Source organism: Mucilaginibacter pineti, assembly GCF_900101875.1.
Taxonomy (GTDB): domain Bacteria; phylum Bacteroidota; class Bacteroidia; order Sphingobacteriales; family Sphingobacteriaceae; genus Mucilaginibacter; species Mucilaginibacter pineti.
In genome coordinates this window covers 114,562-140,295 of sequence record NZ_FNAI01000014.1, presented here as the reverse complement: position 1 = coordinate 140,295, position 25,734 = coordinate 114,562, and the positions used below count along the sequence as shown (strand labels likewise).

Here is a 25,734-nt window from a genome sequence, read left to right as displayed (position 1 = left end):
AATCAGTGTTGTTTGCCAGAGGTCATGTACGCATCGAGCGAGTACCTGCCGGCGCCGGTGATCATTAAGGAAATTAGGCCTGCGATATACAATAGGTTGATTTCGTAGCCGGGCGGACCGAAAACGGGCCCGTGTGGTGTCAATCCTATAGTTTTTACCGAGCTATAGCCATAATGAATATGAATAGTGAACATCGCCACCAGCATAGTAGCTATGAGCGGGATACTCCACAAACTGACAAAAAGCCCGGCCAGAAGCGCCATGCCACCCAGCAATTCGGTCAGGATAGATACCCAGGCAGTGATTTGCGGGAAAGGTACATGGAGCGTTTCAAGTAATTGAGCAAAGTGTTCGGGGCCTTTGGTGAGTTTGGCCCAGCTATGGGCAGTAAAGCCAAAGCCAATGGCCAAGCGTAAAAATATAGGGGCGTACTGCCGGTAGTCCTTACCAGCGCACGCAAAAAAATCGAATTTCATGATCGTCTTTTCTGATTAAATAAATATTGTTCTTACTATGGGCAGAGAACAAAGATCAGATCAGTAAGACACAGTTGCGAAGGTAAATGGGACAAGCAGTTGCATGGAAAGGAAGCCGCAGCATATGGTTTGAAAGCAGCTTTCCTATTCGCAGCGGGTTAAGGAAATAACTCCCGTGGTTAATAACCGCGGCCAATGGCGGCATCACTGTAAATAAACGCCCTATGGCTGACCCTGTTTTAACTACAAGGGCGAAGCTGCAATCAGTATGCGCAATGATTTTGCTATATTCTGGGACTTTTGGCCCCCTGGTAGCCGGGGCTGGTTGCGCCAGATTCGTCAAGGTATTCCGCAACGGACAAAAACCCAGCGCCAAAAAGACAACAAGGACAGCCAAGCTAACTACCCTGCGCCCGTAATTGTACTCATTGAATAGGCGTTGTTTCATGGATTCTTGACTTAAAGATACGCTTTTTCAGCCGAAAAAACACCATGTTATGTTGCATTTTGTTTCACGTGAGACGGTGAAAATATGCTGGTAGTCTCTAACCTAAATAAAAAAAAGCCTCTTAGCGTTAACTAAGAAGCTTTGAAAGTGTGGTATCAGCTGGGATCGAACCAGCGACACAAGGATTTTCAGTCCTTTGCTCTACCGACTGAGCTATGATACCGTCTTTTCGGGAGTGCAAATGTAGCTTTCTTTTTTAAGTATGGAAATTATTTTTCAAAAAAAGTTCAACTTTGTAAAGGCGGATACAGTGTTTTTAAACAATCTGCCAACAAATCAATTACTTAGCTGTCTCATTTTTTTTCGCTTCTAAAACATTTTTCTGTTTCAACATTTCAAGTAACTTTGATAAAATTACTATGCACGCATAATGATTGCACAGGCTATATTTATTATCATTTTAGGGGCGGCTATTTACCTGTTTGCCAAAAACGCGGGTAAAATAAGGCGCAATATACTGCTGGGGAAGGATGCCGATCGTTCTGATCAGCCTGCCCTGCGCTGGAAAGTGATGGCTAAAGTGGCCCTGGGACAAACCAAAATGGTAAAAAGACCGGTGGCGGCGGTTATGCACTTCTTTATCTACGTAGGCTTTATCATCATCAACCTGGAAGTGCTGGAGATCATGATTGATGGTATTTTTGGTTCGCATCGCATCTTCTCGCACCCGCTGGGTGGCTTGTATAACCTGTTGATCGGTGGTTTCGAGGTATTGGCATTGTTGGTGCTCACGGCATGTGTTGTGTTCTTGTGCAGGCGTAATGTTGTGCGTTTAAAGCGCTTTTCAGGCATTGAGATGACCGAATGGCCAAAATCTGATGCCAATTACATCCTCATTATAGAAATACTGCTCATGACCGCGTTTTTAACCATGAACGCGGCCGACTATAAATTGCAGCTATTACATTTTGGGCATTACGTTACGGCGGGCAGCTTCCCGGTAAGTTCGGTTATTGCGCCCTTGCTGCCAAATGGCTCCGGAGCATTGGTAATGCTGGAGCGGGGATGCTGGTGGTTTCATATCATAGGCATCCTGGCGTTTTTAAATTACCTCCCTTATTCCAAGCATTTCCATATCCTGCTGGCTTTTCCAAATGTGTATTACTCAAACCTTAATGAAAAAGGAAAGTTTACCAATATGGCTTCGGTTACAAATGAGGTTAAGGCCATGCTTGATTCCTCTTTCGTGCCCGAAAATACTGGCGAGCCCGCGCGCTTTGGTGTTAAGGATGTGACCGATCTTACCTGGAAAAACTTGATGGAAGCCTATACCTGTACCGAATGTGGTAGATGTACATCGGTTTGTCCGGCAAATATTACGGGTAAGTTGTTATCGCCCCGCAAAATTATGATGGATACCCGCGACCGGCTTACCGAAGTGGGTAACAATATAGATAAACATGGTAAGGATCACGACGATGGCAAGGCTTTGCTGGATAACTACATCACCCGTGAAGAATTATGGGCCTGCACCACCTGTAACGCTTGTGTGGATGCCTGCCCGGTGAATATCAACCCGCTGGAGATCATTACCGAAATGCGGCGTTATGTGGTGATGGAAGAGTCGCAGGCACCAGCCAGTCTTAATAATATGTTTGGCAATGTAGAGAATAATGGTGCCCCCTGGAAATACAGCCAGGCCGACAGGTTGAACTGGGCGCAAAACGATTAAAGATTGATTTATGACAGCTAATAATATGTTACAAGATACGGAAGCTATAGAAGGGAAATACACGCTATTTATTGAAAAAACAGTAGCATCCAAACTTGTTTGGGTGCTGAAGGGAAAAAATGGATGGGCCAACTCACACGCTGCCGATAGTGAAGATGTGGTGGTGATTCCATTTTGGTCAGACAGGGCGCTTGCCAAAGTATGTGCTAAGGACGACTGGCGCGGTTACCTGCCGGTTGAAATTCCGCTGGTTGAGTTTTTAGAAAGCTGGTGCGTTGATATGGCCGAAAATGAAATGTTGGCGGGTATCAACTGGGATGCCAAGATGGTTGGAAAAGAAGCCGAAGCGCTAAACGTAGCGCTTGATATGCTCAATCGTTTAAAGGCCATCAATTCGGCAATTGCGTTTAAAAATTACGGCAGTATAGATGAATTTATAGCCGATATCAGCGAATCAAACGATTAAATAAGCTAAAACTTAAATAATGAACCTCCAGATACCTACCATGGCTCAAATGGCTGCTCAAGATCAGCAACCCGAAATATTGTTTTGGGTTGGTTGTGCGGGCAGTTTTGATGAGCGGGCGCAAAAAATAACGCGTGATATTTGTAAGATCCTGGATCATGTAGGTATCAGCTTCGCGGTTTTAGGTACAGAAGAAAGTTGTACCGGCGACCCTGCCAAACGTGCTGGTAATGAGTTCCTGTTCCAGATGATGGCCATGACCAATATTGCCGTGTTGGATGGGTATAACGTTAAAAAGATAGTTACCGGCTGCCCGCATTGTTTCAATACCATCAAAAACGAATATCCCGGCTTAGGCGGTAACTACGAGGTGATCCATCACTCGCAGCTTATTCAGCAATTGATAGATGAAGGTAAATTAAAGGCCGAGGGTGGTGAAAGTTTTAAAGGAAAAAAAATCACCTTTCATGATCCCTGTTACCTGGGTAGGGGCAACGGTGTTTACGAAGCGCCACGCGCCGCACTGGAAATTCTGGATGCCGAGTTGGTTGAAATGAAACGCTGCAAATCAAACGGCTTATGCTGCGGTGCGGGCGGTGCCCAGATGTTCAAGGAGCCTGAGCCCGGTAAAAAAGATATCAACATGGAGCGTATAGGCGATGTTATTGAGGCTAAAGCCGAGATAGTGGCAGCTGGTTGTCCTTTTTGTATGACGATGCTTACTGATGGCGTAAAACACCAGGATAAAGAGCAGGAGATACAAGTATTGGATATTGCCGAGATCACCGTGAGGGCAAATGGTTTATAATTCCTTCTCTTTAAAATATTTCAGCGCGCTTTTCAAACTATCCAACCGGGGCTGGCTCATGTTTTTTACCGGTAGTTCAAGCACGGTCGACATGGAGTCGATATCGCCTTTGGGATCCTCGTAGGTTTGTACGATAATATCGTCGGCCAGGGTGGTAAATTCAAGAGTTCCGGTGGTGTCATTACCCATGTATTCAATGTCGTTAAGGCGGTGTAAATTGAACGAAAAATACTCCTGTCGGCCATGTTGATAAGTTTTCCTCAAACGTAAAAAATGATCGTTGGTGAGGTTGATCTCCCACTTTTTTAACTTGGCGTCAACAACAGGGGCGTAAGATTCCGACAGGCATTTATTGCTCCAGTTAAGCCATTGCAGTTCATCTATACCAGCTTTAAAACCGTAAATTAAACAGCTTAGGGCTAATATTGCCGTAATTACTAAAGTTTTTTTAATTGGCGACATAAGTGATGTTTTCATGACAACAAAATGTAACCCGAAGTTAATAAATTGATATTTTTGCAAATGGAATTTTCTCAACACTCAAGAGTTTGGATATACCAGGCCGACAAAAAATTAAGCGATACCGAAGTGCAAAACATACAGCACGAGCTTAATAATTTTACCACCAGATGGACGGCCCACAATAACCAGCTAAAAGCTAAAGGCGAGGTGCGTTATAACCGCTTCCTGATATTGATTGTTGACGAAAGCCAGGCGGGCGCAAGCGGCTGCTCTATCGATAAATCGGTAAGGTTTATGAAAGATCTGGAACAGCAGTTTAATATCAACCTGTTCGATAGGTTTAACCTGGCCTACCGTGATGGGGAAGAAATTTTGTCGTTACCGCGCCATGCGTTTGAGGATCTGTTGAAACAAGGAAAAATCACCACTGATACCATCGTTTACAATAATATGGTACAAAACCTAACCGAACTGGAAACCAAATGGGAAGTACCCTTTAAAAATAGCTGGCATATTCAGTTGTTCAGGGATTTGGTTGTTCAATAAACATTAGTCATTGGGTCATTGGTCATTAAGTCATGGTGGATTGATGTTTAAAATACGCCATTTGATAAGCTTTCCCGTAGTCGCTCGGCAGGAGCCCACAGGTGTTGGGAAGAGTAAAATGTTGTCATTTCGATACGAGGAACGAGTGAGAAATCTTATGCGCTATGCTATTGGAGCTTTGCATTCCGCAGAAGATTTCTCCTTCGCGCCACGCTTTTACCCGCCCGGGCTCTATCGAAATGACAAACTTTTTATAAAATTCAGTCTTCCCAACACCTGTGGGCAGGAGCCGAGCGACTGCAATGGAATGATGCCAGAAAATATTATATTCATTATTAACTCCTGCACATCACCCAACCTTAAAAGTTTGCTAAACTAATTTTTGTACTTAAATTAGTTTATGGAACAATACGATAACAAGGTAGATGTGTTTATTAATAAGGCTCCCGATTTTGCCAAACCTATTCTTGAATATTTACGCGAGATCATACACGAAACATCGCCGCTGTTAACAGAAACCATAAAGTGGGGCTTTCCATTTTTTGATTACAAAGGTGTGGTTTGTCAGATGGGTGCTTTCAAAGAACATTGTTCGTTTGGTTTCTGGAAGGCCTCTTTATTGAATAATCCCGATGGTGCTTTAATTATTGGAGATGGTGCTGCCGGTAATTTCGGCCGGATAACTAAAATTGAAGATCTGCCAGCTAAAGAGATTTTACAGGGTTTTATAAAGCAGGCTATGGCGCTAAATGAAAGCGGCAAAAAAAAGACCGAAGCTGTTAAAAAAGTTCCGACACCTAAAACTGAATTGGTTGTTCCCGAATATTTTATCCGGTTTTTAACCGCGTTCCCTAATGCTAACCTTAATTTCGACAGGTTCAGCTACTCACAAAAAAAGGAATATGTGGAATGGATTTTAGAAGCCAAAACCGAGGCCACCCGCCAAAAACGCCTGGAAACAGCCGCAGAATGGATAGCCGAAGGTAAATCAAGGCATTGGAAGTATAAGTAGATGGGGAGTGTTTGATTAAGTTATATTATTGTTTTGTTGTTTCAGTATCAAATTAAACACGCTTCTTACATCGGGTATTAGTCTAAGTTCTGGTACTTCTTTAATTCCGGGCCACCCATAAACAGTAAATCCTGAAAAGGGATTATTGTTGACCGCCAGCTTTATATTTCCGCTTCCATCTGCCTTTTCGCTAATTGTTAAATTTGGTAAAGTTTTTATATTAAGCACATTAACTGTTTTTTTAATCACCCCCGATTTAATAATTATTCTGTTTGAGGTAATGCCATAAATTGTTTTGGCTCTTAGTTGCTTGTCATAAAAAAACCTGCCTACGATAACGTATAATCCGGCAAAAACAAATGGCATACCCAAAAAACAGGCAATTAAAGGCGCATCGCTCGCAATTACGCTTGATTCCCAATATAAAGCAAAGCCGCCCCACATAAGGCTAAATGGAATCAAAAAGATATCTGATGAATGGAAAATTATGCCAGTTTTTGGGCGACCCGACCATAGCAATCTTTCGCCGGGAATAAGTTCATGTTGTAACTCGTCTTGGATGTCGAAGTTGTTATTGATAAGCATAGGCTTTTTGTGCAATATAAGTTATTAAAACTCCAGCGGCCCTAACCTGCGCATGTTTTTCATAATGAGGTACTGCCTGTGCCTTAAATACCGGGTAGGGTTGGTGGCCGACCATTTTAGCGGACTTGGGAATATTACCGCTATGGCAGCTGCCTCATGCTTGGTTAAATCGGCGGCTGATTTGTGAAAGTAAGCTTGCGATGCGGCTTCGATGCCGTATATGCCATCACCCATTTCAATTTCGTTCAGGTAAACTTCCATGATGCGTTTCTTGCTCCAAAAAACCTCAATAAGGGTGGTAAACCAAGCTTCTATACCTTTTCTGAGTAGCGAGCGTCCTTCCCAAAGGAAAACGTTTTTGGCCGTTTGCTGTGATATGGTGCTGCCGCCAATTAACTTTTTGCTATGCTTGTTTTTTTCTATAGCCTTTTCAATAGCCTGAAAATCGAACCCATGATGTTCAAGAAAAGTTTGGTCTTCGGCGGCTACGGCGGCGCGTTTCATATTGTCTGAGATCTCGTCGAAGCTTTTCCACTGCTTGTCAATCTTCCAATCCTTGCCGGCGGCTTTGCGCTGGAAGCCGCGCTCAATCATCAGCCAGGTAAAGGGCGGGTTCACAAAACGGAACAGGAGCACCCCAAACAGGCTTAGGCCCACAAAAAGTACAAAGGCAAGCTTAACTACGCGCAATACAAGCTTTAGGATGCCACCAAATTTTGATTGCTGATTTCTGGGTTTAGATTTCGAATTTTTGGAGGGTGGTGGAGTTCGCTTCACGAAAACTAATAATTATCTATAAAAAACAAAGGGTGCTTTGCTTTAGCAAAACACCCTCTAAAATTCTAAAATTAAACTCAAAATCCGAAATCGAAATCCCGTATTTCGAAATATAATTACTCAGCTACTACTGAGAAAGGTACCTGTACCTTAACTTCTTTATGCAGGTTTACGTTTGCGATGTAATCACCAACAAACTTAGGCTCCTGATCAAAAGTGATACGGCGACGGTCAACCTCAAAGCCTTCTTTTTTCAAAGCATCGGCAATTTGAATTGTGTTGATAGCACCAAAGATCTTTCCGCTTTCACCGGCTTTAGCGCCAATGTTAAGTTTCACACCTTCTAAACGGGCAGCTATCGCGTCAGCATCCTTGCGTATTTTTTCTTGTTTAAACTGAGCTTGTTTCAAGTTTTCAGCTAAAACTTTACGGGCACTTACAGTAGCTAATATGGCGTAGCCTTTAGGTAAAAGGTAGTTACGGCCATAACCTGGTTTAACGTTTACAACATCGTCTTTATCACCCAGGTTTTTTACATCTTGTTTTAAAATAACTTCCATTTCTTAAATCTCCTATTATTTTAATGAATCTGTAACGTAAGGTAATAAACCAATGTGGCGCGCACGTTTAACGGCTTGAGCCACTTTACGCTGAAATTTTAATGAAGTACCAGTTAAACGGCGTGGTAATACTTTACCCTGATCGTTAATGAACTTTAATAAAAAGTTAGCGTCTTTGTAATCGATATACTTAATACCATTCTTTTTGAAACGGCAGTATTTTTTACGGTTATCCTCCACTTTTGGAGCGGTAACGTATTTAATTTGTTCGTTTGCCATTAGTTTGATGCCTCCTCAGTTGCTTTAGGTTTTTTGTTAAAAGCACCACTGCGTTTTTTGTCATTGTAAGCAATGGCATGTTTATCCAAAGCAATGGTCAGGAAACGCAAAACACGCTCATCGCGCCTTAATTCAATCTCCAATTTGTTAATTAAATCACCCGGAGCCTTAAATTCAGTTAAGTGATAGTACCCTGTAGTTTTCTTTTGAATAGGGTACGCTAATTTTCTCAAACCCCAATTATCCTCCTGGACAATTTCGGCTCCGCCATCAGTTAAGATCTTGCTAAATTTGGCAATGCCTTCTTTAGCTGTTTCTTCTGATAACAACGGGGTTAGAACGATCACGATTTCGTACTGTTGCATTATTATACTTTGATTTTTAATTATTTATCCCGCTATTACGGGGCTGCAAATGTAGTGAGATTATTTTTAGTAATCAAATATTTTTAGCTTGAAAATCAAATTGTTTTAACTGTAAATGCCCGGGTCAAAACTTATATTTGGCGCAAATATATAATATGAAAAAATACCTGCTCCTTATTGCTGTTTGTTTTTTAACCATTTGTAACCATGCCAGCGCCCAAACAACGCCCGGGCCGGCACAACAAAAGCTGCTTGATTCACTTTGTGATGGCCTTACCAGGATTGATTTGTCGAAAATAAAAACCAAAAAAGCAGCTTACGATGCATTTATGAATTGCTTTGCTGAGCATTCAGACCTACTGATTGAAGTTGCAAAGGAAGAAAATGTAGACTTTACCGATAAACCCGCAATGCATGAACTTGGAATTGCTGTAGGAAAAAACCTGCTGGTACATAAATGCCCGGCTTTTATGAAAATTGCTATAAAAATGGCGAAGGACGATGAAGACGCTCCCGTTGCTTTATCTTTATCCGGAACGTTTAAGCGCATTGATTCCAAAGACTTTAATTATATAGTTATTGCCGATAAAAACGGCAGCGAGAAATCGTTTTTGTGGCTGAGAGAATTTCCCGGGTCGGATAAATTTATGGAAGGTGCCGCTTTAAAACTCGCCGGTAAAAAACTCGATATTAATTACCAGGATATTGAAGTTTATTTGCCCAAGGCAAAAGGATACTATAAAGTTAAGGAGATAACCGGCATAGATATATTATAGATAACCGGTGTTTATGTAATATCCACGCAAGTTTTAAAAATGCCTGCAGGTATATTCAAACAAATGCTTTACTTGGCTGTACGTATAAAAAACATTGATTATGCAGCTTAACGATCAGCAATACCACGATTTGGAATTTGATAACGTAACCTCGTTTTACCCTGGAGAAGAAGATGACGACGACGATGCTATTGAAGGCGATTGGAACGATGAGGACGACGAGGATTTTGACGACCGCCTTGATGCCGAGGACGATTTGCACGAGGTACAGGTAGGCGATGACGTAAACGAACCCGACCCGGAAGATGATGATCACCTGCCCGATGATGACCTGCAATAAAAGCCGGCGAATATCTTTCAACAATCGTGTTAATGCTACTTTAACTTAAAGCATTTTCTTGTTAACTTCGTGCTGTGGATAATTTCATTGTTTCGGCCCGTAAGTATCGCCCGGCTACTTTTGAAACCGTTGTTGGTCAGCAACATATAACCAATACGCTCAAAAATGCCATAAAAAATAACCAGTTGGCACAGGCATTTTTGTTCTGTGGTCCGCGGGGTGTGGGTAAAACTACGTGCGCGCGTATCCTTGCAAAAACCATAAACTGTACGAGTTTGCAGCCCAATGGCGAGGCCTGCGGCGAGTGCCCGTCATGTAAAGCTTTTGAAAACGGTAATTCGTTTAACGTTCACGAGCTTGATGCGGCCTCAAACAATTCTGTTGATGATATTCGCAGCTTAATTGAGCAGGTGCGCATACCACCACAAGCCGCCCGTTACAAGGTTTATATTATTGATGAGGTGCACATGCTGTCGCAGGCGGCGTTTAACGCTTTCCTGAAAACGCTGGAAGAACCGCCTCATTACGCCATATTTATACTGGCCACTACCGAGAAGCATAAAATACTGCCTACTATACTTTCGCGCTGCCAGATCTTTGATTTTAACCGCATCCGCGTTGATGATATGGCCACTCACCTGGCATCTATTGCCGGTAAGGAAAATATTAGCTACGAGCCGGATGGCCTGCACATTATAGCCCAAAAAGCTGATGGCGGTTTGCGGGATGCGCTGTCGATGTTTGACCAGATTGTTAGCTTTTCGGGCGGTAAGGTTACCTATCGTTCTGTTATTGATAACCTTAACATACTTGATTACGATTACTATTTTAATATAACCGATAGTTTGCTGGCCGAAAATACGGCTAAGGGATTATTGTTTTTTGACGAGATACTGGCCCGCGGCTTTGATGGCGCGCACTTTATAGCCGGCCTTACCGAGCATTTTCGCAACCTGCTGGTGAGTAAAGATCAATCAACCCTGAAACTGCTGGAAGTAAGCGAGGGTATTAAAAACAAGTACCTGCAGCAATCGCAGGCGGCTTCGGTATCATTTCTGCTCTCGGCCATGAATATTGCCAACCAGTGCGATATCAGTTACAAGCTAAGTAAAAATCAGCGATTGCAGGTTGAGCTGGCACTGCTCAAAATGTGCCACCTGCCATCGGCATTTAATATGGCAACCACCCCTCTCGCTGCAACATCCGATAACGACGGGTCATTAAAAAAAAAACCTGATTCCCCAGCAATAGCGCCCGCATCGGCACCAAAAATCATTAATGAAACGGGTGTTTTAAGCGATACGCCCCTAACTTATAACCGTACACCTCCGCAGCAACCCGCCGCAGCGCCTGCACAAGCTGCCCGGGCGGTGGAACCTGGGCCTGTAAAGGAAGCCGCACCTGCGGCAGCTCCGGCCGAAAAACCAAAAATATTTTTGCCGACTCCCAGATTAGGGGGATTGTCTATACCATCGCTAACAGATACGGGTAAAACCGAAGAGGAGATCCTGGAGGAAGAAGACCCCTATTTAAAGGGTAACGACCGCGAAGATTTTACCATGGACGACTTTTTACGATGCTGGAGTGATTTCGCTGCCCGTGTAAAATCCGAAGGTAAAAAGAACCTGGTAACCATTTTTATTTCGAATGCGCCCAGGATGATCAAGCCTTACGTGTTTGAAATATTAGTGGGCAACAAAGTACAGGAAACCCATTTCAGGGAAGAGCGGCCAAATATGCTTAACTTTTTACGCAGCACCTTACGCAATTATGATATCGAGGTTAATGTAAGGGTAGATGAGCAGGAAGTGGTAAGAAAGCCCTACACCGCCATTGAAAAATTCCAGCACATGGCCGCACGCAACCCTCAGCTTATGGACCTGAAAAACAGGTTCAACCTTGATTTTGATTAGGGTTTTTCTTTAGGGTTGTAAACTAATCGTAGAGTTACTCACCCGCCCATCGCTACGCTCGGGCACCCTCTCTTCGCCTGCGGCGGAAAGAGGGAGGGATAGGTTTGATAATATTAAAATGGGCGGGGGCTAAAAACAACAAACAAAAGAAAAAAAACGTCTTCACCCTCTTTCCGCCAAAGGCGAAGAGAGGGTCGGCCAGCGAAGCGTAGCCGGGGTGAGTCGAGCCAGCCGTATTTTTCGTTTCTCTAACTCTTTTACAAAAAACGCGTCATTGCGTGGTATAAAGCAATAACGCGTTTTGTTATATAAAAAATCTTACTTCAAAAATTCTGTATCGTTTTTAGGATATCCTTCTTCGTCAAGGTCGTCGCGGTCGTCCTCGGGGGTATGGGCAAGGGCGGCATCTGCGGGGTCAACCTCAATGATGTCGCCGTCGTCAATATGCATTCCTAAATCATCCACATCTGTTTCAAGGGACCGTTTGCCCGAGTATTCGCCATCGGCTGTATCATAAGGATTGGCCTCGTCATAAGTGGAGTTCATATCTTCGCCATTTTTTACCGAAGTTTTGTAGGGATCGGGATGGTCATAATCCGGGTCGTCGCTTTTTACGTCGTATTCAAAGCTGTCTTCCTCGGCGTTATAATTCAGGTCTTCTTTATCAATGGTTTCGCCCAGTTCATCTTTCAATGTCCTGTCCCTATCATTAGGGTTGTCACTTAATGAATCGTCATCGTCGTAAGCAGGGTTAATGTTTTGATTGTTCATGGGTTTTGTATTTTATATTAAATGTACAGTAAAAACCCTGCCAAAAAATAAAAACCGGCAATTAAAATTACAACAAAAGTTTATTTAGTAATTGATTTGCTTACGATACGATGTTACCCCGCCAATAGCAAATTTTACGCCCAGGGTAAGCTGGCCCATAACGTCTTTTTTGGACCCTACACGGCTATAGCCGTCCAGGTTATCGTCAAACATAAAATTGTATTGATAGCCAATATCAACTTTTACACTCGGTTGGTTGTAATCGTTAAATATTTTAAACTCGTAACCTATTCTGGCCGGAATAAAAGGCACCTGACTGTTGTTGTCGCCAGGGATGGTGCTGCCGGGCGCAACACGTATATCAGCACTTTTGGCCACAATATGATTCACAATGTAGCCAATACCAGTTGATACGTAAAAGTTTTTAAAAGCATTGCCAACGCCGCCTTGCGAATAATCAAACAGTTCGCCGGCCTGTAGCTGCGCCCTGAATAAAAATGCCGTGAAGTGATTTTCAAACTCGCGGCCGCCGCCTGCGGTTTTGGTTGAGTCGCCGCCTTTAAGCCGGCCAACCTGCATTTCAAAAACGTAGTTTACAAAGGGTGTGGAGTTATAGTTAAAGTTGAAATGTAATGATGGTGCATTTCTTACGCTTGCCACATCCGTGCTAACCCCGCTGCTTGCGCCAACGGCCACGCCCACATCGTACTGTGCATAATCATAGCCTAACTGGGCTTTTGCCAAAAATGCAGTTGAACAAAGTATTATGGTGAGAATGGTTTTTACTATACGTTTTATCATAATTAAGCAGGTGGCTTTAACCTTTGGTAAAGCATGTAATTATCGTCATAAACGAAAATTTCATAAAAATAGCATCAAAGTTTATAAAAACAACAAAGTGTTTCAATAAATCGTGCGTCATTGGCTTATCAAATTTTTTTTCGTACAATATTTAGCTGAATTGATAAAGTCATTTTAATATATTTGGAGCCATTGAAATATAAAAACAACATCAGGCATGTCAAAAATTAAAGTAGAAAATCCGGTAGTTGAGCTGGATGGCGACGAAATGACCCGGATCATCTGGAAGTTCATCAAAGATAAATTGATAATTCCTTATCTGGATCTGGATATTAAATATTACGACTTAGGTATCGAGTATCGCGATGAAACTAACGATCAGGTTACTATTGATGCTGCGAATGCTATTTTAAAATATGGTGTAGGTATAAAATGTGCCACCATTACACCCGATGAGCAGCGTGTAGAAGAGTTTGGCTTAAAACAAATGTGGCGTTCGCCAAACGGGACTATCCGTAATATACTGGATGGTACTGTGTTTCGCGAGCCTATTGTAATGGCAAACGTACCCCGTTTAGTACCAAACTGGACAGCACCTATCTGCATCGGCCGTCATGCTTTTGGCGATCAGTACCGCGCTACAGATTTTGTAACTAAAGGCAAAGGTAAACTTACCATAACCTTTACACCAGAAGATGAGGGTGCCGAGCAGTCATTTGAGGTATTTAACTTTAAAGGCGATGGCGTAGCACTGGCTATGTACAATACCGACGAATCGATTAAAGGATTTGCACACGCTTGCTTTAACCAGGCGTTAATGAAAGGCTGGCCTTTATACCTGTCAACCAAAAACACTATCCTGAAAAAATACGACGGTCGTTTTAAAGATATTTTTGAGGAGATCTATCAAAACGATTACAAAACCAAATTTGCCGAAGCAGGCATCACCTACGAGCACCGTTTAATTGATGACATGGTTGCATCGGCCCTTAAATGGAACGGTAACTTTGTATGGGCTTGTAAAAACTACGATGGCGACGTACAAAGCGACACAGTAGCCCAAGGTTTTGGTTCATTAGGTTTAATGACATCAACCCTGGTTACACCAGATGGTACTGTAATGGAGGCCGAAGCGGCACACGGTACAGTAACCCGCCACTACCGCGAGCACCAGGCAGGTAAACCAACTTCAACAAATCCAATCGCATCTATTTTTGCATGGACAAGGGGTTTAGAGTTTCGTGGTATCCTGGATAACAACCAGGAGCTTATCGACTTTTGTAAAGCTTTAGAAGAAGTTTGTATTGAAACCGTTGAAAGCGGCAAAATGACAAAAGATTTGGCCATTACCATTAAACCAAAGGTTGAACACGGTACAGATTATTTATATACCGAAGAGTTTTTAGCAGCTATTGACGAAAACCTTAAAGCTAAGCTTGGTAAATAATACCGGTAAATATTTAACACTTTATAAATACCAACCCTTGTTGCAAAACAAGGGTTTTTTGTTACTTTTAAATTAAACTTATCTGCGTTATGAACCAATTTTCTACCAGCAAAATCATTTTCGGTCTGTTTGTTTTGGGTGTTTTATTTACCTTTTCATGCGGCAAAAAGTGCAGCGATAAGGTTTGTGATGCACCGCAGGGCCCGGTTTTAATTGAGCTGCGCGACAGCCAGGATCGCGATTTGCTGAACCCGGCTACCCCCAACCATTATGATACCACTAAAATAAAGGCGTTAAACGGTAGCCAAATATTGGTGCTGCCCATAGGCTATCCTTACGCCAGTAACCCCGACCGTATTAAACTGGTGCTTGGGCCGGATTTTGAGGATGCACCTACCAAACTACATCTTTCTGATGCTGCCGCCGATGATGCTACCATATATGCACAAATGAAACCGGTAAGCAAAGATTGCTGCACCTATTTTGATCTTACATCATTCACCTACAATGGTAAAGCATACACCGATTCATTAAAAAGCCGGTATTTTGTTATTAAAAAATAGCTAAGCCTAATAAAACCGCATATGGCTTTTCATATTTTATTAACTTAGCGGTTTAATACAAAACTATCATGTCGGCATTATATCCGTTAAAATTTAAAACCATTTTTAAAGACAAGATCTGGGGTGGTCAAAAGATCAATACCTATCTGCATAAAGATTTTGGATCGTTACCAAATTGCGGCGAAACCTGGGAAATATCAGGCGTAAAATCTGATGTATCTGTAGTTGAAGGCGGCGCGCTTAATGGCGAATCGCTGGCCGATTTGCTGGAGCAATACAAAGATGAACTGGTAGGTAAAAAGGTGTATGATCATTTTGGCAACATCTTTCCGCTGCTGATAAAATTCATTGATGCCAATGACGATCTATCCGTTCAGGTACACCCCAATGATGAACTGGCTAAAAAACGCCACAATTCATTCGGTAAAACCGAAATGTGGTACGTTATTGAAGCCGACCCGGAATCGACCCTTATTGCGGGCTTTAACCAGGAAATGACCGAGCAAAAATATGTGGATGCTTTAAACAGCGGCCATATCATGGATATTTTGAATAAAGAAGATGTTACCGCCGGCGACGTATTCTTTTTACCGGCAGGCCGTGTACATACCATTGGTAAAGGCCTGTTAATTGCCGAAATTCAGCAAACATCAGATATCACCTACCGTATTTATGATTTCGATAGGGTTGATGATAAAGGCAACAAACGCGAACTGCATACCGAGGAGGCCCTTGCCGCTATTGACTATAAACACTATCCTGAATATAAAACCAACTATCAACCTAAAAAGGATGAAACCGTTAAACTGGTAAGCTGTCCATACTTTACCACCAACGTGCTTGATTTTACGCACAGTACCTCAAAAGACTACTCGGCGCTTGATTCATTTGTGGTACACGTTTGTGTTGAAGGTGCCTATACCGTAAAATACAACGGCGAAGCCTACCCGGTTAAAATGGGCGAGTGCATCCTGTTGCCAAAAAGCATAGATAAAGTTGAGCTGGAAACAGCCGGTGGCTTTAAAATTCTGGAAAGCTTTATTGAATAACCAGTAAATATTTCAGAAGTATAAATTCTGCTTAAATCAGGATTTATACTTCTGAATTTTTGTTTCTTCAGTTTCCTGCATCATCCCCAATAGCTCTGTTAACTGGTGCCCGCTTATGGGTTTAAAAATATAATCAACCACATCAACATTATTTTTAGCCCGGTACACATCATTTAAATTGATGGATGAACTGAGCATATAAATTGAGATTTTTTTACCCAGCTGCGATTTTATTTCCGCAAATTCCTGCAAAAATTCCCATCCGTCCATTCCAGGCATATTAACATCCAGGAAAATTACATCGGGTAAATTGGGTATATTAAAAGGATTTTTTAACCAGGTAATGGCTTGGCTGCCATTGCTGAAACTGGTTATTTGGCTATGGAGCCCCCTTAATTTGATTAGTTTTTTAAAGCCGTACACATAAATTGGGTCATCATCAATTATGCAGGCACTCACATCACTTTTCGTCACAATCATTTATTGGTATTGTATTATACCAGCTTAATAGTAAATTTTGTGCCAATATTTACAGTGCTTTCAACCTTAATAGTACCACCCAGCGCTTCTATCTGGTTACGGGTAATAAACAGGCCTATACCCTTGGCATCGGGGTTTTGATGAAAGGTTTTATACATTCCAAAAATCTTATCGCCGTAGCGTTCCAGGTCAATTCCAATCCCGTTATCTTCAAAAATCATGTAAATATGATTTCTTTCTTTCAGGGTGTAGCACTTGATCTCGGGGCTCCTGTCGGGATGGGCATATTTCAGAGAGTTGGTTAGCAGGTTTTGCAAAATGCTCTCCATGTAAGCAGGGATATAGTTTATATGCTGGCACTTGCTAAAGTCATGTTCAATATGCGCGTTAAGGGCTTCTATATTGCTCTTAAGGGCCAATTGTATATTGTTAAACAGCTTTTCAATATCAATAAGCTTGCGCTCGTTAGTAATTTCGGTTTGAATTTTAACAATCTCGTTCAGGTGCTCAATAGTAGCATTAAGGCTGTCGCTGATTGATTTTATATGCCCGAAGATCTCTGTCCGTTCTTCCGGTGTTTCGGTTTGTTCATGTAAACTAACCATAAACTGCAAATTGCCTGTATGCGACCGCAGGTTGTGCGATACGATGTAAGCAAAATTCTGCAGCCGCCGGTTTTGATCGGTCAGTAAATTGAGGGACGATTCCAGCGTTAACGTTTTGCGTTTGCTATGATCAATATCCTGCAAAATACCTCTTACGGTAACACACTTTCCGAAATCATCAATAATGGGGATGCCCTTAACCCTTACCCATATTAAATTATTTTTGGCGGTACGTAACTTCAATTCAAGCTCGTAAGGCTGGCAATAGGTAATGGCGTTATTTACAGCGCCCTGTATGGTAGCACGATAATTTGGTTCAAAAAAGCTGATAGCTTCATCAAGTGACAGCTTAACCTGGTTTTGGAGTTCAAAAATATCGTAAAGCTGTTTTGATAGCCATAGATCCATGTTGCGTGCATCAAGTTCCCAGCTGCCAAATTTGGCAATGCTTATGGCTTCGCTGTAAACACGATCATTATGGGCCGCCTGTAATTCGGCCTGTTTGTATTGATGGATGCTGATGATGGAGCCGTAAATAACCTGGCCGCTTTCGTCATTATAGCGTTTAATGGTACTTTCAAACCATTGGTAGCCGGCTGTTTTGGTAAGCAGCCTTATTTGTACCGAATTTGATGGATTGTATTGATTGTTATTTAAGGCGCTTAAAAATGTGGGCTTATCCTGGTGGTAAAGCAGGTGTTCAAAAAATACATGGTTGGAACATTCTATATCGCCAAACATATAACCCAAAACGTTATAAAAGCCAGACGACCACTTGGTTTCTTTAGTATTGATATTATATTCCCAGATGCCTGCGTTTATATTATCAATTATTTGAGCAAGATGTTGCTTGCTATCTTCAGAAAATTTGTGGCCTTCAGAAAAACTCATACGTTAAAAAACCTTTTCACCTTAATCTTTAAATGACACCCGCCTATACGTAAATAATGTGCCATTATTTTCAATAATAAAAATTTACAACTATTAGTTGTATGCGTTGACTGGCCCTTTAGCTTCGAAAAATTAATTTCGGGACATCAAATATAATATTTGATATCATATAAACTACTCTGATACTGACAATTACAAAAAATAATTATCCACAACTTTTAGGTATACAGCCTGATATGCAGTTATATAAAGATTATCTGGAAGTTATTTTTTAAACTATTTTTACATTTAAACCATAAAAAGCTCTAATTATATAGGGTTTTGAATGTTTTAAACGGCTTATAGAATAAAAGCGAAGGATATTGGATATGAAACTATGATAAATGGTTTATAAGTGCCATTAATGTCCTATTTTTCAGGCGTCTTTGATGGTTTTGATCAGAAATGGTTAAATATCTAATTCTTTTAAAGCATTTACGGCAATCCACTTTGCTGCGCGATGTTCCTGCAGGATAATATTTTTTGCACAGCTTATGGCTTCCTGTTTTAGTACAGGATTACGCTTGCCTATTTGCCTTAATGCCCAGTTCACCGCTTTTTTCACAAAATTGCGATTATCCCAGGCTTCGCGCTCAATTATGGGCAGTAACTGTATAAATATCTGGTCGTTGGCTTTTTTGTTGTGAATGGCATATTCGGCCATTAAAACAAAGCCGGTACGTTTCACAAATTCTTCGCTGCGAGCGCTAAACTCAAGTGCTTTGCTAATGGCAAATGGCGTACGATCGAAAAGGTTACCGCATACCTGGTCGCACAGATCCCATGAATAAAAATTACTGGTCCAGCTGTCTATCTGTTGTTCGGTAACCATTGCAGCAACATCTACTATTGATGCCAGTATACGCGCCTCATGAATGCCGGTATCCCAAAGCTGTTGTGCAAGTTGATGGTCTTTTTTAATCATCCTGCCAATCTTTCGCATTTCAGGGATTTTAACACCGAGGGCGTGAGTGGTATCGATCCCAAAACGGCTCATACCCGCAAGATAGGCTGGGTTGGCCTGGAGCTTTAACGCTTCAATAATATCGTCAACTTGCATAGGGGATTAATCTGTTATGCTATTTTTTTGCAGCACCTTGTGAATTTTGGTAACCTCCATTAATGCCGCCGAGCAATAAAAAGGATGCAGTTCCATTATTAGGGTGCCGGCTTTTATAGCAGGATCTGTTTCTGTAAGTTTTTTAGCCTCGTCGATGCTCTCCACATTAAAAATAAATATTCCCCGAATGGGCTGATCATCTAAAAACGGACCGGCCACCACCAGTTTACCTTCATCGGCCAGGCGGGTAATGTTTTTTAAATGGGCTATTTGCAATTGCATGCGCGCCGCAGAATCTTTCAGGTGCGTAGGTCCCGCCTTTAAAAAGGCCATTACATATTTTTTCATGCCGTAGTTATCAGCACCTAATTTTTGAGCTAACGCAGCATCGTAAACGGGTTTGGATTGTTCCTGGGAAAAGCAAGTGAAACAACAGGCAATGAATGCGATAAGTAGGATGATCTTTTTCATATGAAAGGCATTAATAAGTAATTTAAGTTACAAAATTCTCTCTATTGCACAAAAAAAGCCGGGCGAAGCCCGGCTGAAATCTGAAATCTGAAATCTGAAATCTGAAATCTGAAATCTGAAATCTGTTTACAGGTTTCCCCTTATTTCCTGTTCACGCTCAATAGCTTCAAACAGGGCTTTAAAGTTGCCGGCCCCGAATGATTTTGCACCCTTGCGCTGGATGATCTCGAAGAAAAGGGTAGGCCTGTCTTCTACAGGTTTGGTGAAGATCTGCAATAAGTAACCTTCATCGTCCCTGTCAACAAGGATGCCCAGTTTTTTCAGGGGTTCCAGGTCTTCATCAATATGGCCAACGCGATCGGTAAGTTCATCGTAGTAGGAGGTAGGCACGGTTAAAAATTCAACGCCGCGGCTTTGCAGATCGGTAACCGTGGCAACAATATCGGCAGTGGCCAGGGCCATGTGCTGTACGCCTTCGCCCTCGTAAAATTCAAGGTATTCTTCAATCTGCGATTTCTTTTTGCCTTCGGCTGGTTCATTTATCGGGAATTTAACAAAGCCATTGCCATTGCTCATCACCTTACTCATGAGTGCCGAATACTCGGTGCTGATCATTTTATCGTCAAACGTTAAAATGTTCCTGAAGCCCATAATATCCTCATAAAAATTAACCCATTGGTTCATTTTATGCCAGCCTACGTTGCCTACGCAATGATCTACATAAAGCAGCCCGGTATTGGTTGGGTTATAACTGCTCTGGTGTTGTTGGTAGCCGGGTAAAAACAAACCTTTATAGTTTTTGCGCTCCACAAAAAGGTGTACGGTTTCGCCATAAAGTTTGATGCCGCTGGTACGTACTTCGCCATACTCGTCGGTAAGGGTGGTGGGTTGCTGGTAAGGCTCGGCACCGCGACTAACCGTTTGTTCAAAGGCATCGTAGGCGTCATCAACCCAAAGGGCCAGTATTTTTACGCCGTCGCCATGTTTTTTAATGTGCTCGGCAATAATATGGTCTGAGTGCAGGGGAGTAGTGAGCACGATTCTGATCTTGCCTTGCTGTAACACGTACGATGCCCTGTCGCGCACACCTGTTTCGGGTCCGGCATAGGCCAGATCTTGAAAGCCGAAAGCGGTTTTATAATAATGAGCCGCCTGTTTGGCGTTACCCACATAAAATTCAACATAATCTGTACCGTTAAGGGGCAAAAAATCTGTTGCAGTTGTTGGTTTATCTATGGTTTGCGTTTGCATTTTTAATTTTGATTTAGCCTCACCCCTGCCCTCTCCAAAGGAGAGGGAGTTATAATGGAATTGGCGTTGATTTATTCTGTTAATTTCTTCAAGTCCTCTCCTTTGGAGAGGATTTAGGTGAGGCTCCCTCTTACATCTGCCAGCTTTTATAATAATTTTCGTCCTCAATTTTAATAGCATCTTCGGTTAGCATCAGCGGGCGGAAGGGGTCTATCATCACCGCCAGTTCATCGGTTGATTCCTTGCCTATTGATTTTTCTACCGAACCGGGGTGCGGTCCATGCGGGATACCGCCGGGATGTAACGTTATCTGCCCTTTTACTACGCTTTTACGGCTCATGAAATCACCATCTACATAGTACAAAACCTCGTCGCTATCTACATTGCTGTGGTTGTACGGGGCAGGGATAGAGAGCGGGTGATAATCAAACTTGCGGGGCACAAACGAGCAGATCACAAAATTGTTGCCTTCAAACGTTTGGTGTACTGGCGGCGGTTGGTGCAGGCGACCAGTTATGGGCTCAAAATCATGGATGGATAACGCCCAGGGATAATGGAATCCATCCCAGCCAATAAAATCGAACGGGTGTGTCCCGTAGATGTACGGATAAATAAGGCCCTGTTTTTTAATGAGGATCTTAAAATCGCCATGCTCATCATGCGTTTCCAAATCTTGCGGACGTTTGATATCGCGCTCGCAATAGGGCGAATGTTCCATTAGCTGACCATATTGGTTGCGGTAACGTTTTGGCGCACGGATAGGACTAAAGCTTTCTATTATGAACAGCCGGTTAGCTGTGGTATCAAACTCCATCTGGTAAATGGTACCTCTCGGAATCACCAGGTAATCGCCATACTGGAATTTTATATTGCCGAAGCCTGTTTTTAACGTGCCCGTGCCTTCATGTATAAACACCACTTCATCGGCCTGGCTATTCTTGTAAAAATAGTCGGTCATGCTGTTGCGTGGCGCGGCTAATGAAATATGCAGATCGCTGTTTACCAGTACCGGTTTGCGGCTTTGCAGGTAATCATCTTCGGGTGCTACATTAAAACCTATCAGACTGGTATGTTTCAGGTGTTTTTCGCGGGCAATTTTTGGTTCAACGCTGTATGGCTCGCCCAGTGTTTTTACAATAGTGGGCGGGTATGCATGGTAAACCAGCGAATAAAGGCTCGAAAAACCTTCGGTAGAAACCAGTTCTTCGGCATATAATGTACCATCGGGCTTACGGAACTGCGTATGCCGTTTAGGCGGAATAGCTCCTAATGAATGATATACAGGCATGGTGTTTTAATTGGTTGAAAATAAAACGTTTAAAGTATCCGGATAGTTTTAAAAGCTTCTAAAAAGCCTTAAAACAAATTGACCAGGCAGGTTAAAAAATGCCGGACAATATTCAGAAGTAAGAAGAGGAAGGGGTAATTAGTATTGAGCCAATACAATTTTTGCAAGCATAGCATCCCTGAACGATGATGCATCACTCATTGAGGTAAGCCCCAGGAAAAAGTAAAAGTGCTTTTGTATGCTCATATTGGTTAATACGAAGATAGGGTTTTAATTTGAAGAATTCTTGATTTGAGGATTTGAGAATTTGAAGATTTGAAAATGATTTCCATATTTTTTTAAACGATCCAGTACATTATATCAAAGAGCTGCATTTTCAAATCTTCAAATTCTCAAATCTTCAAATTACATTCATTAGCTTTGATTCAACCAAACTATACTATTCATGAAATTAGTATCCTACAAAACCGAAGATCGTGAGCACCTTGGTGTTTTTATAAACGGCCACATTTACAACCTCAACTCCTGTGATAAACTTATTCCCGATAACATGAACGAGTTTTTATGGGGAGGCGATGAACTGATGCACCATGCAAGGCGCGTACACGCCGAGATAAGTTCGGGAAAGCTCGAAGCTAAGGAGGAGTTGTTTTTTGAGCTTACGGCCCCTGTACCGCACCCAACATCATGCCGGGATGGTTACGCTTTCAGGCAACATGTGGCGGCCGCTCGCCGCAACCGCAAGGTTGATATGATTGCCGAATTTGATCAATACCCTATATTTTATTTTACCAACCATAACGCCATACAAGGTCCCGGCGAAATTGAATGTATGCCAGACCATTTTAACAAGCTCGATTTTGAGCTGGAGGTGGCCATTGTGCTCAACAAAAAAGGCCGCAACATTAAAGCTGCCGATGCCGATAGCTTTATAGCCGGCTACATGATCATGAATGATATGAGCGCCCGCACCCTGCAAATGGAAGAAATGCTGCTGAATCTTGGTCCGGCTAAGGGGAAGGACTTTTCAACGGTGATTGGGCCATGGCTGGTTACGCCCGATGAACTGGAGCGATATAAGGTTGCTGCCAAACCGGGTCATACAGGCAACAGCTACAACCTGGAAATGAAATGCGTGGTGAACGGCAAACAGGTATCGGCAGGTAACATGGCCGATATGGACTGGACGTTTGCCGAGATCATTGAGCGCTGCGCCTACGGTTGCGATGTGCTGCCCGGTGATGTAATAGGATCTGGTACGGTAGGTACCGGCTGTTTCCTGGAGCTTAACGGCACAGGTTTACTGAACGACCCTAACTACCAACCGCAATGGCTGCAGGATGGCGACCTTGTGGAAATGGAGATAACCGGCCTTGGAATGCTTGGCAACGTTATTACCAAAGCCGATAGTGATTTTTCGATACTGGGATTAAAGAAATAAATAGAAATTCAAAATTTGTCATCCTGAGGTACGAAGGATCTGATAGACGATATGTATCGTGTAGAATAGATGCTTCACTACGTTCAGCATGACAAGTTTTTTTAAAAAGCAAATGCCATCAATAAACATCGCCGATCTTTCGCCCTTAGAAATTCAATATTACCTTAACCACGCTGTTGCGCCGAGGCCAATTTGTCTGGCTTCGACCGTGGATGGAAAGGGGAACGTGAACCTTAGTCCGTTTAGTTTTTTTAATGTGTTTAGCGTAAACCCGCCGATATGTGTGTTTTCGCCATCGCGAAGGGTGAGGGACAATACCACCAAACACACGCTGGAAAACATTAAAGAGGTGCCCGAATGCGTGATAAATATTGTTAACTACAATATTGTACAGCAGGTTTCGCTGTCGAGCGTGGAATATGGAAAGGGTGTAAATGAGTTCATTAAATCGGGCTTAACATCGGTTGCATCAACGCTGGTAAAACCGCCCCGTGTTGCCGAATCGCCGGTACAGTTTGAGTGTGTTATAAATGAGGTGATAAGTTTGGGTGATACGCCCGGCGCCGGAAACCTGGTTATTGCCGAAATAAAGATCATTCACATAAACGAAAATATTTTAGGCGCCGATGGCAAAATAGACCAGGCCAGGATAGACCTGGTGGCCCGCCTCGGCGGCGATTGGTATTGCCGTATAACAGAAGATAACCTGTTTAAAGTTGCCAAACCCAACATGAAAATAGGAATTGGGGTGGATGCCCTGCCGTTTGCCATCCGTAATTCAAAGGTGCTAACGGGTAATAATTTAGGTCAGCTGGGTAACCTGGAGGCCTTTCCGGATGATGATGACGTAGAAACTTACGCCCAACTACCCGAAATAAAAGACCTGCTGGATGCCACCATCGGCGACAATCAAACCCGCGAGCTGCAACTACACCTGAAAGCCAAACAACTGCTGGATGAAGAGAGGGTTTTGGAGGCCATGATGGTGCTGATGGTTTAGATTTTTGATGTGCAGGTTATAGATGTGCAGATTTCAAATTTCAGATGTGCAGATAAAAAATATCCTTGCCGCCGTTATGTGTGTGTTCGGAAGATTTAATTTACTAATTTATAAAAGGTTGTCATTTCGATAGAGCAGGCGTGGGTAATAGCGCGGCGCGAAAGAGAAATCTTCTGCGGGATGCAAAGCGCCATTTCATATCGTCTAAGATTTCTCCTCGTTCCTCGTTCGAAATGACAATCTTTTGTCCTTTCCAACACTTATGAGCTGAAGCCGAGTGGCTGCAATGGATGGTTGGTTTTGTATTTAATATTTATCTCTTAAATGCATATTCCTTACCTTTTACCTCATAATCAGCCGGGATATGTTTCTTTTCAAACAGTTCATAGCCTGGTTTCATGGTTCGCCAAAAGGCATCCTGCTTGTAGGCTGCGTAAAATTTCAGGTGATCTTCATCCATCTTAAACGGGAAAATATCCAGGTGGATCTTTTGCTGTCCGGCGGCAAGCGACTGGTAAACAAGGGTATATATCTCCTCTATTTTAGGATTGGTCATGGCGTAACAGCCTATAGATGCGCAATGGCCATGAACCATAATAGCATCGCCGGTATAACCTTTTAATTGTTCTACCTTATTAGGATAGCCCACGTTAATGGCCAGGTAATAATTACTTACGGGGTTTAATTGTTTAGGTTCGATGGTATAAAAACCTTCGGGACTTTTGCCGTCGCCTGTCTTGGTTTTGGGGCCCAAACCGCCTGAATAATAACAAACATCATAGGTTTTAAACAGCTTGTACTTACTGCCCAATTTTACCCAGATCTCCATTTGTTCAATATCTTTAAATACGCGAATGTATATGGAACCGTAGGTATTGAAACCCTTGCCGGTAAGCTCTTTTTGTAATTGCGGCCAAACTTTGGCACGGGCATCGCTCGCCCGTTTACTATCGGGCAGGTTTGTTTTGTGGCCGGTTACCATCAGAAATAATAGGGCCATTACAACTAATAATTTAGGCATTTAGTTAGGAT

At 42.5% G+C, this 25,734-nt stretch carries 30 protein-coding genes and 1 tRNA gene; 13 read left to right on the top strand and 18 right to left on the bottom strand.

The window, feature by feature from the left end; all coding sequences use genetic code 11:
* Positions 1–2 precede the first annotated feature (2 nt).
* The 3 genes from BLS59_RS24555 to BLS59_RS24550 form a co-directional block, all read right to left on the bottom strand.
* On the bottom strand, positions 3–476 hold the full coding sequence (locus tag BLS59_RS24555; RefSeq protein ID WP_091153839.1) for a DoxX family protein: 474 nt from the start codon (positions 474–476) through the stop codon (positions 3–5).
* Positions 477–531: 55 nt separating this feature from the next.
* Positions 532–924, bottom strand: coding sequence for a hypothetical protein (locus BLS59_RS31350; protein ID WP_143014234.1), 393 nt, complete (start codon positions 922–924; stop codon positions 532–534).
* Positions 925–1,074: 150 nt separating this feature from the next.
* Positions 1,075–1,147: transfer RNA gene (locus BLS59_RS24550), tRNA-Phe, on the bottom strand.
* 207 nt (positions 1,148–1,354) lie between these two features.
* Between BLS59_RS24550 and BLS59_RS24545 the strand changes: the two genes are divergently transcribed.
* From BLS59_RS24545 to BLS59_RS24535, 3 genes are read left to right on the top strand one after another with little or no spacing between them, the layout of a single operon-like run.
* Complete coding sequence (locus tag BLS59_RS24545; RefSeq protein ID WP_091153836.1) at positions 1,355–2,656, top strand: 4Fe-4S dicluster domain-containing protein; 1,302 nt, start codon at positions 1,355–1,357, stop codon at positions 2,654–2,656.
* A gap of 10 nt (positions 2,657–2,666) precedes the next feature.
* Positions 2,667–3,122, top strand: coding sequence for a DUF2750 domain-containing protein (locus BLS59_RS24540; RefSeq protein WP_091153833.1), 456 nt, complete (start codon positions 2,667–2,669; stop codon positions 3,120–3,122).
* Positions 3,123–3,141: 19 nt separating this feature from the next.
* Positions 3,142–3,930, top strand: a complete 789-nt coding sequence (locus BLS59_RS24535) for a (Fe-S)-binding protein (protein ID WP_091153831.1) — start codon at positions 3,142–3,144, stop codon at positions 3,928–3,930.
* Here the strand turns inward: BLS59_RS24535 and BLS59_RS24530 are convergent.
* The gene (locus BLS59_RS24530; RefSeq protein ID WP_091153828.1) at positions 3,925–4,407 is read right to left on the bottom strand and encodes a hypothetical protein; all 483 of its coding nucleotides are present in this window, start codon (positions 4,405–4,407) and stop codon (positions 3,925–3,927) included. The genes BLS59_RS24535 and BLS59_RS24530 overlap by 6 nt on opposite strands.
* 45 nt (positions 4,408–4,452) lie before the next feature.
* On the opposite strand from BLS59_RS24530, the gene BLS59_RS24525 reads away from it, so the two are divergent.
* A complete protein-coding gene (locus BLS59_RS24525; protein ID WP_091153824.1) occupies positions 4,453–4,938 on the top strand; it encodes an ABC transporter ATPase in 486 nt (161 codons plus the stop codon).
* Positions 4,939–5,338: 400 nt separating this feature from the next.
* The gene (locus tag BLS59_RS24520; protein WP_091153819.1) at positions 5,339–5,950 is read left to right on the top strand and encodes a YdeI/OmpD-associated family protein; all 612 of its coding nucleotides are present in this window, start codon (positions 5,339–5,341) and stop codon (positions 5,948–5,950) included.
* A gap of 15 nt (positions 5,951–5,965) precedes the next feature.
* Here BLS59_RS24520 and BLS59_RS31815 read toward each other — a convergent pair whose 3' ends face one another.
* The 5 genes from BLS59_RS31815 to rpsF all read right to left on the bottom strand — a co-directional run bounded on the left by BLS59_RS31815 (position 5,966) and on the right by rpsF (position 8,516).
* Entirely contained in the window at positions 5,966–6,316 is a 351-nt protein-coding gene (locus BLS59_RS31815) for a PH domain-containing protein (protein WP_162842767.1), read from the bottom strand.
* Between the two features lie 243 nt (positions 6,317–6,559).
* Positions 6,560–7,225 carry a monofunctional biosynthetic peptidoglycan transglycosylase gene (gene mtgA / locus BLS59_RS24510; protein WP_240315329.1) on the bottom strand — a complete coding sequence of 222 codons (666 nt, stop codon included), beginning with the start codon at positions 7,223–7,225 and terminating at the stop codon, positions 6,560–6,562.
* A 203-nt stretch (positions 7,226–7,428) separates the two neighbouring features.
* Positions 7,429–7,872 carry a 50S ribosomal protein L9 gene (gene rplI, locus BLS59_RS24505; protein WP_076377921.1) on the bottom strand — a complete coding sequence of 148 codons (444 nt, stop codon included), beginning with the start codon at positions 7,870–7,872 and terminating at the stop codon, positions 7,429–7,431.
* A 15-nt stretch (positions 7,873–7,887) separates the two neighbouring features.
* Positions 7,888–8,151 carry a 30S ribosomal protein S18 gene (gene rpsR / locus BLS59_RS24500; RefSeq protein WP_022833472.1) on the bottom strand — a complete coding sequence of 88 codons (264 nt, stop codon included), beginning with the start codon at positions 8,149–8,151 and terminating at the stop codon, positions 7,888–7,890.
* Entirely contained in the window at positions 8,151–8,516 is a 366-nt protein-coding gene (gene rpsF, locus BLS59_RS24495) for a 30S ribosomal protein S6 (protein ID WP_091153813.1), read from the bottom strand. Before rpsF ends, rpsR begins: the two co-directional genes overlap by 1 nt.
* 155 nt (positions 8,517–8,671) lie before the next feature.
* Between rpsF and BLS59_RS24490 the strand changes: the two genes are divergently transcribed.
* The 3 genes from BLS59_RS24490 to BLS59_RS24480 all read left to right on the top strand — a co-directional run bounded on the left by BLS59_RS24490 (position 8,672) and on the right by BLS59_RS24480 (position 11,545).
* Positions 8,672–9,292, top strand: a complete 621-nt coding sequence (locus BLS59_RS24490; RefSeq protein WP_091153810.1) for a hypothetical protein — start codon at positions 8,672–8,674, stop codon at positions 9,290–9,292.
* A gap of 100 nt (positions 9,293–9,392) precedes the next feature.
* Entirely contained in the window at positions 9,393–9,632 is a 240-nt protein-coding gene (locus BLS59_RS24485; protein ID WP_091153806.1) for a hypothetical protein, read from the top strand.
* A gap of 74 nt (positions 9,633–9,706) precedes the next feature.
* Positions 9,707–11,545 (top strand): DNA polymerase III subunit gamma/tau, encoded by a 1,839-nt coding sequence (locus tag BLS59_RS24480; RefSeq protein WP_091153803.1) that lies wholly within the window; start codon positions 9,707–9,709, stop codon positions 11,543–11,545.
* Between the two features lie 318 nt (positions 11,546–11,863).
* On the opposite strand, the gene BLS59_RS24475 is transcribed toward BLS59_RS24480, so the two are convergent.
* On the bottom strand, positions 11,864–12,316 hold the full coding sequence (locus tag BLS59_RS24475) for a hypothetical protein (RefSeq protein WP_091153799.1): 453 nt from the start codon (positions 12,314–12,316) through the stop codon (positions 11,864–11,866).
* A gap of 84 nt (positions 12,317–12,400) precedes the next feature.
* Positions 12,401–13,117 (bottom strand): hypothetical protein, encoded by a 717-nt coding sequence (locus BLS59_RS24470; protein WP_091153795.1) that lies wholly within the window; start codon positions 13,115–13,117, stop codon positions 12,401–12,403.
* Positions 13,118–13,334: 217 nt separating this feature from the next.
* Between BLS59_RS24470 and BLS59_RS24465 the strand changes: the two genes are divergently transcribed.
* From BLS59_RS24465 to BLS59_RS24455, 3 genes are all read left to right on the top strand, one after another.
* On the top strand, positions 13,335–14,564 hold the full coding sequence (locus BLS59_RS24465) for an NADP-dependent isocitrate dehydrogenase (protein ID WP_091153792.1): 1,230 nt from the start codon (positions 13,335–13,337) through the stop codon (positions 14,562–14,564).
* A gap of 89 nt (positions 14,565–14,653) precedes the next feature.
* On the top strand, positions 14,654–15,127 hold the full coding sequence (locus BLS59_RS24460) for a hypothetical protein (protein WP_091153788.1): 474 nt from the start codon (positions 14,654–14,656) through the stop codon (positions 15,125–15,127).
* 68 nt (positions 15,128–15,195) lie between these two features.
* The gene (locus BLS59_RS24455) at positions 15,196–16,176 is read left to right on the top strand and encodes a type I phosphomannose isomerase catalytic subunit (protein WP_091153784.1); all 981 of its coding nucleotides are present in this window, start codon (positions 15,196–15,198) and stop codon (positions 16,174–16,176) included.
* Positions 16,177–16,212: 36 nt separating this feature from the next.
* Here BLS59_RS24455 and BLS59_RS24450 read toward each other — a convergent pair whose 3' ends face one another.
* The 6 genes from BLS59_RS24450 to BLS59_RS24425 form a co-directional block, all read right to left on the bottom strand.
* Positions 16,213–16,656 (bottom strand): response regulator, encoded by a 444-nt coding sequence (locus BLS59_RS24450; RefSeq protein WP_091153779.1) that lies wholly within the window; start codon positions 16,654–16,656, stop codon positions 16,213–16,215.
* A 14-nt stretch (positions 16,657–16,670) separates the two neighbouring features.
* On the bottom strand, positions 16,671–18,152 hold the full coding sequence (locus tag BLS59_RS24445) for a PAS domain-containing sensor histidine kinase (RefSeq protein ID WP_091153777.1): 1,482 nt from the start codon (positions 18,150–18,152) through the stop codon (positions 16,671–16,673).
* 448 nt (positions 18,153–18,600) lie between these two features.
* Entirely contained in the window at positions 18,601–19,251 is a 651-nt protein-coding gene (locus BLS59_RS24440) for a DNA alkylation repair protein (RefSeq protein ID WP_091153774.1), read from the bottom strand.
* Between the two features lie 6 nt (positions 19,252–19,257).
* Positions 19,258–19,722 (bottom strand): YciI family protein, encoded by a 465-nt coding sequence (locus tag BLS59_RS24435; RefSeq protein ID WP_091153771.1) that lies wholly within the window; start codon positions 19,720–19,722, stop codon positions 19,258–19,260.
* Between the two features lie 126 nt (positions 19,723–19,848).
* Complete coding sequence (hppD, locus tag BLS59_RS24430; RefSeq protein ID WP_091153770.1) at positions 19,849–20,973, bottom strand: 4-hydroxyphenylpyruvate dioxygenase; 1,125 nt, start codon at positions 20,971–20,973, stop codon at positions 19,849–19,851.
* A gap of 130 nt (positions 20,974–21,103) precedes the next feature.
* Positions 21,104–22,261 carry a homogentisate 1,2-dioxygenase gene (locus BLS59_RS24425; RefSeq protein WP_091153766.1) on the bottom strand — a complete coding sequence of 386 codons (1,158 nt, stop codon included), beginning with the start codon at positions 22,259–22,261 and terminating at the stop codon, positions 21,104–21,106.
* Between the two features lie 445 nt (positions 22,262–22,706).
* On the opposite strand from BLS59_RS24425, the gene BLS59_RS24420 reads away from it, so the two are divergent.
* Together BLS59_RS24420 and BLS59_RS24415 are read left to right on the top strand one after the other, a co-directional pair.
* Positions 22,707–23,702, top strand: a complete 996-nt coding sequence (locus BLS59_RS24420; RefSeq protein ID WP_091153763.1) for a fumarylacetoacetate hydrolase family protein — start codon at positions 22,707–22,709, stop codon at positions 23,700–23,702.
* Positions 23,703–23,814: 112 nt separating this feature from the next.
* The gene (locus tag BLS59_RS24415; protein WP_091153922.1) at positions 23,815–24,702 is read left to right on the top strand and encodes a flavin reductase family protein; all 888 of its coding nucleotides are present in this window, start codon (positions 23,815–23,817) and stop codon (positions 24,700–24,702) included.
* 313 nt (positions 24,703–25,015) lie between these two features.
* Here BLS59_RS24415 and BLS59_RS24410 read toward each other — a convergent pair whose 3' ends face one another.
* A complete protein-coding gene (locus tag BLS59_RS24410) occupies positions 25,016–25,723 on the bottom strand; it encodes a L,D-transpeptidase family protein (RefSeq protein WP_091153760.1) in 708 nt (235 codons plus the stop codon).
* Between the last annotated feature and the right edge of the window lie 11 nt (positions 25,724–25,734).

Coding starts and splice junctions, on each gene's coding strand:
- BLS59_RS24445 (WP_091153777.1), bottom strand. CDS start 18,152: ATGAGTTTTTCTGAAGGCCACAAATTTTCTGAAGATAGCAAGCAACAT.
- BLS59_RS24525 (WP_091153824.1), top strand. CDS start 4,453: ATGGAATTTTCTCAACACTCAAGAGTTTGGATATACCAGGCCGACAAA.
- BLS59_RS24490 (WP_091153810.1), top strand. CDS start 8,672: ATGAAAAAATACCTGCTCCTTATTGCTGTTTGTTTTTTAACCATTTGT.
- BLS59_RS31815 (WP_162842767.1), bottom strand. CDS start 6,316: ATGCCATTTGTTTTTGCCGGATTATACGTTATCGTAGGCAGGTTTTTT.
- BLS59_RS24545 (WP_091153836.1), top strand. CDS start 1,355: ATGATTGCACAGGCTATATTTATTATCATTTTAGGGGCGGCTATTTAC.
- BLS59_RS24440 (WP_091153774.1), bottom strand. CDS start 19,251: ATGCAAGTTGACGATATTATTGAAGCGTTAAAGCTCCAGGCCAACCCA.
- BLS59_RS24475 (WP_091153799.1), bottom strand. CDS start 12,316: ATGAACAATCAAAACATTAACCCTGCTTACGACGATGACGATTCATTA.
- BLS59_RS24520 (WP_091153819.1), top strand. CDS start 5,339: ATGGAACAATACGATAACAAGGTAGATGTGTTTATTAATAAGGCTCCC.
- BLS59_RS24470 (WP_091153795.1), bottom strand. CDS start 13,117: ATGATAAAACGTATAGTAAAAACCATTCTCACCATAATACTTTGTTCA.
- rpsF (WP_091153813.1), bottom strand. CDS start 8,516: ATGCAACAGTACGAAATCGTGATCGTTCTAACCCCGTTGTTATCAGAA.
- BLS59_RS24485 (WP_091153806.1), top strand. CDS start 9,393: ATGCAGCTTAACGATCAGCAATACCACGATTTGGAATTTGATAACGTA.
- rplI (WP_076377921.1), bottom strand. CDS start 7,872: ATGGAAGTTATTTTAAAACAAGATGTAAAAAACCTGGGTGATAAAGAC.
- BLS59_RS24410 (WP_091153760.1), bottom strand. CDS start 25,723: ATGCCTAAATTATTAGTTGTAATGGCCCTATTATTTCTGATGGTAACC.
- BLS59_RS24450 (WP_091153779.1), bottom strand. CDS start 16,656: ATGATTGTGACGAAAAGTGATGTGAGTGCCTGCATAATTGATGATGAC.
- hppD (WP_091153770.1), bottom strand. CDS start 20,973: ATGCAAACGCAAACCATAGATAAACCAACAACTGCAACAGATTTTTTG.
- BLS59_RS24465 (WP_091153792.1), top strand. CDS start 13,335: ATGTCAAAAATTAAAGTAGAAAATCCGGTAGTTGAGCTGGATGGCGAC.
- rpsR (WP_022833472.1), bottom strand. CDS start 8,151: ATGGCAAACGAACAAATTAAATACGTTACCGCTCCAAAAGTGGAGGAT.
- BLS59_RS24540 (WP_091153833.1), top strand. CDS start 2,667: ATGACAGCTAATAATATGTTACAAGATACGGAAGCTATAGAAGGGAAA.
- BLS59_RS24435 (WP_091153771.1), bottom strand. CDS start 19,722: ATGAAAAAGATCATCCTACTTATCGCATTCATTGCCTGTTGTTTCACT.
- BLS59_RS24530 (WP_091153828.1), bottom strand. CDS start 4,407: ATGAAAACATCACTTATGTCGCCAATTAAAAAAACTTTAGTAATTACG.
- BLS59_RS24420 (WP_091153763.1), top strand. CDS start 22,707: ATGAAATTAGTATCCTACAAAACCGAAGATCGTGAGCACCTTGGTGTT.
- BLS59_RS24555 (WP_091153839.1), bottom strand. CDS start 476: ATGAAATTCGATTTTTTTGCGTGCGCTGGTAAGGACTACCGGCAGTAC.
- BLS59_RS24460 (WP_091153788.1), top strand. CDS start 14,654: ATGAACCAATTTTCTACCAGCAAAATCATTTTCGGTCTGTTTGTTTTG.
- BLS59_RS24425 (WP_091153766.1), bottom strand. CDS start 22,261: ATGCCTGTATATCATTCATTAGGAGCTATTCCGCCTAAACGGCATACG.
- BLS59_RS31350 (WP_143014234.1), bottom strand. CDS start 924: ATGAAACAACGCCTATTCAATGAGTACAATTACGGGCGCAGGGTAGTT.
- BLS59_RS24415 (WP_091153922.1), top strand. CDS start 23,815: ATGCCATCAATAAACATCGCCGATCTTTCGCCCTTAGAAATTCAATAT.
- BLS59_RS24455 (WP_091153784.1), top strand. CDS start 15,196: ATGTCGGCATTATATCCGTTAAAATTTAAAACCATTTTTAAAGACAAG.
- BLS59_RS24535 (WP_091153831.1), top strand. CDS start 3,142: ATGAACCTCCAGATACCTACCATGGCTCAAATGGCTGCTCAAGATCAG.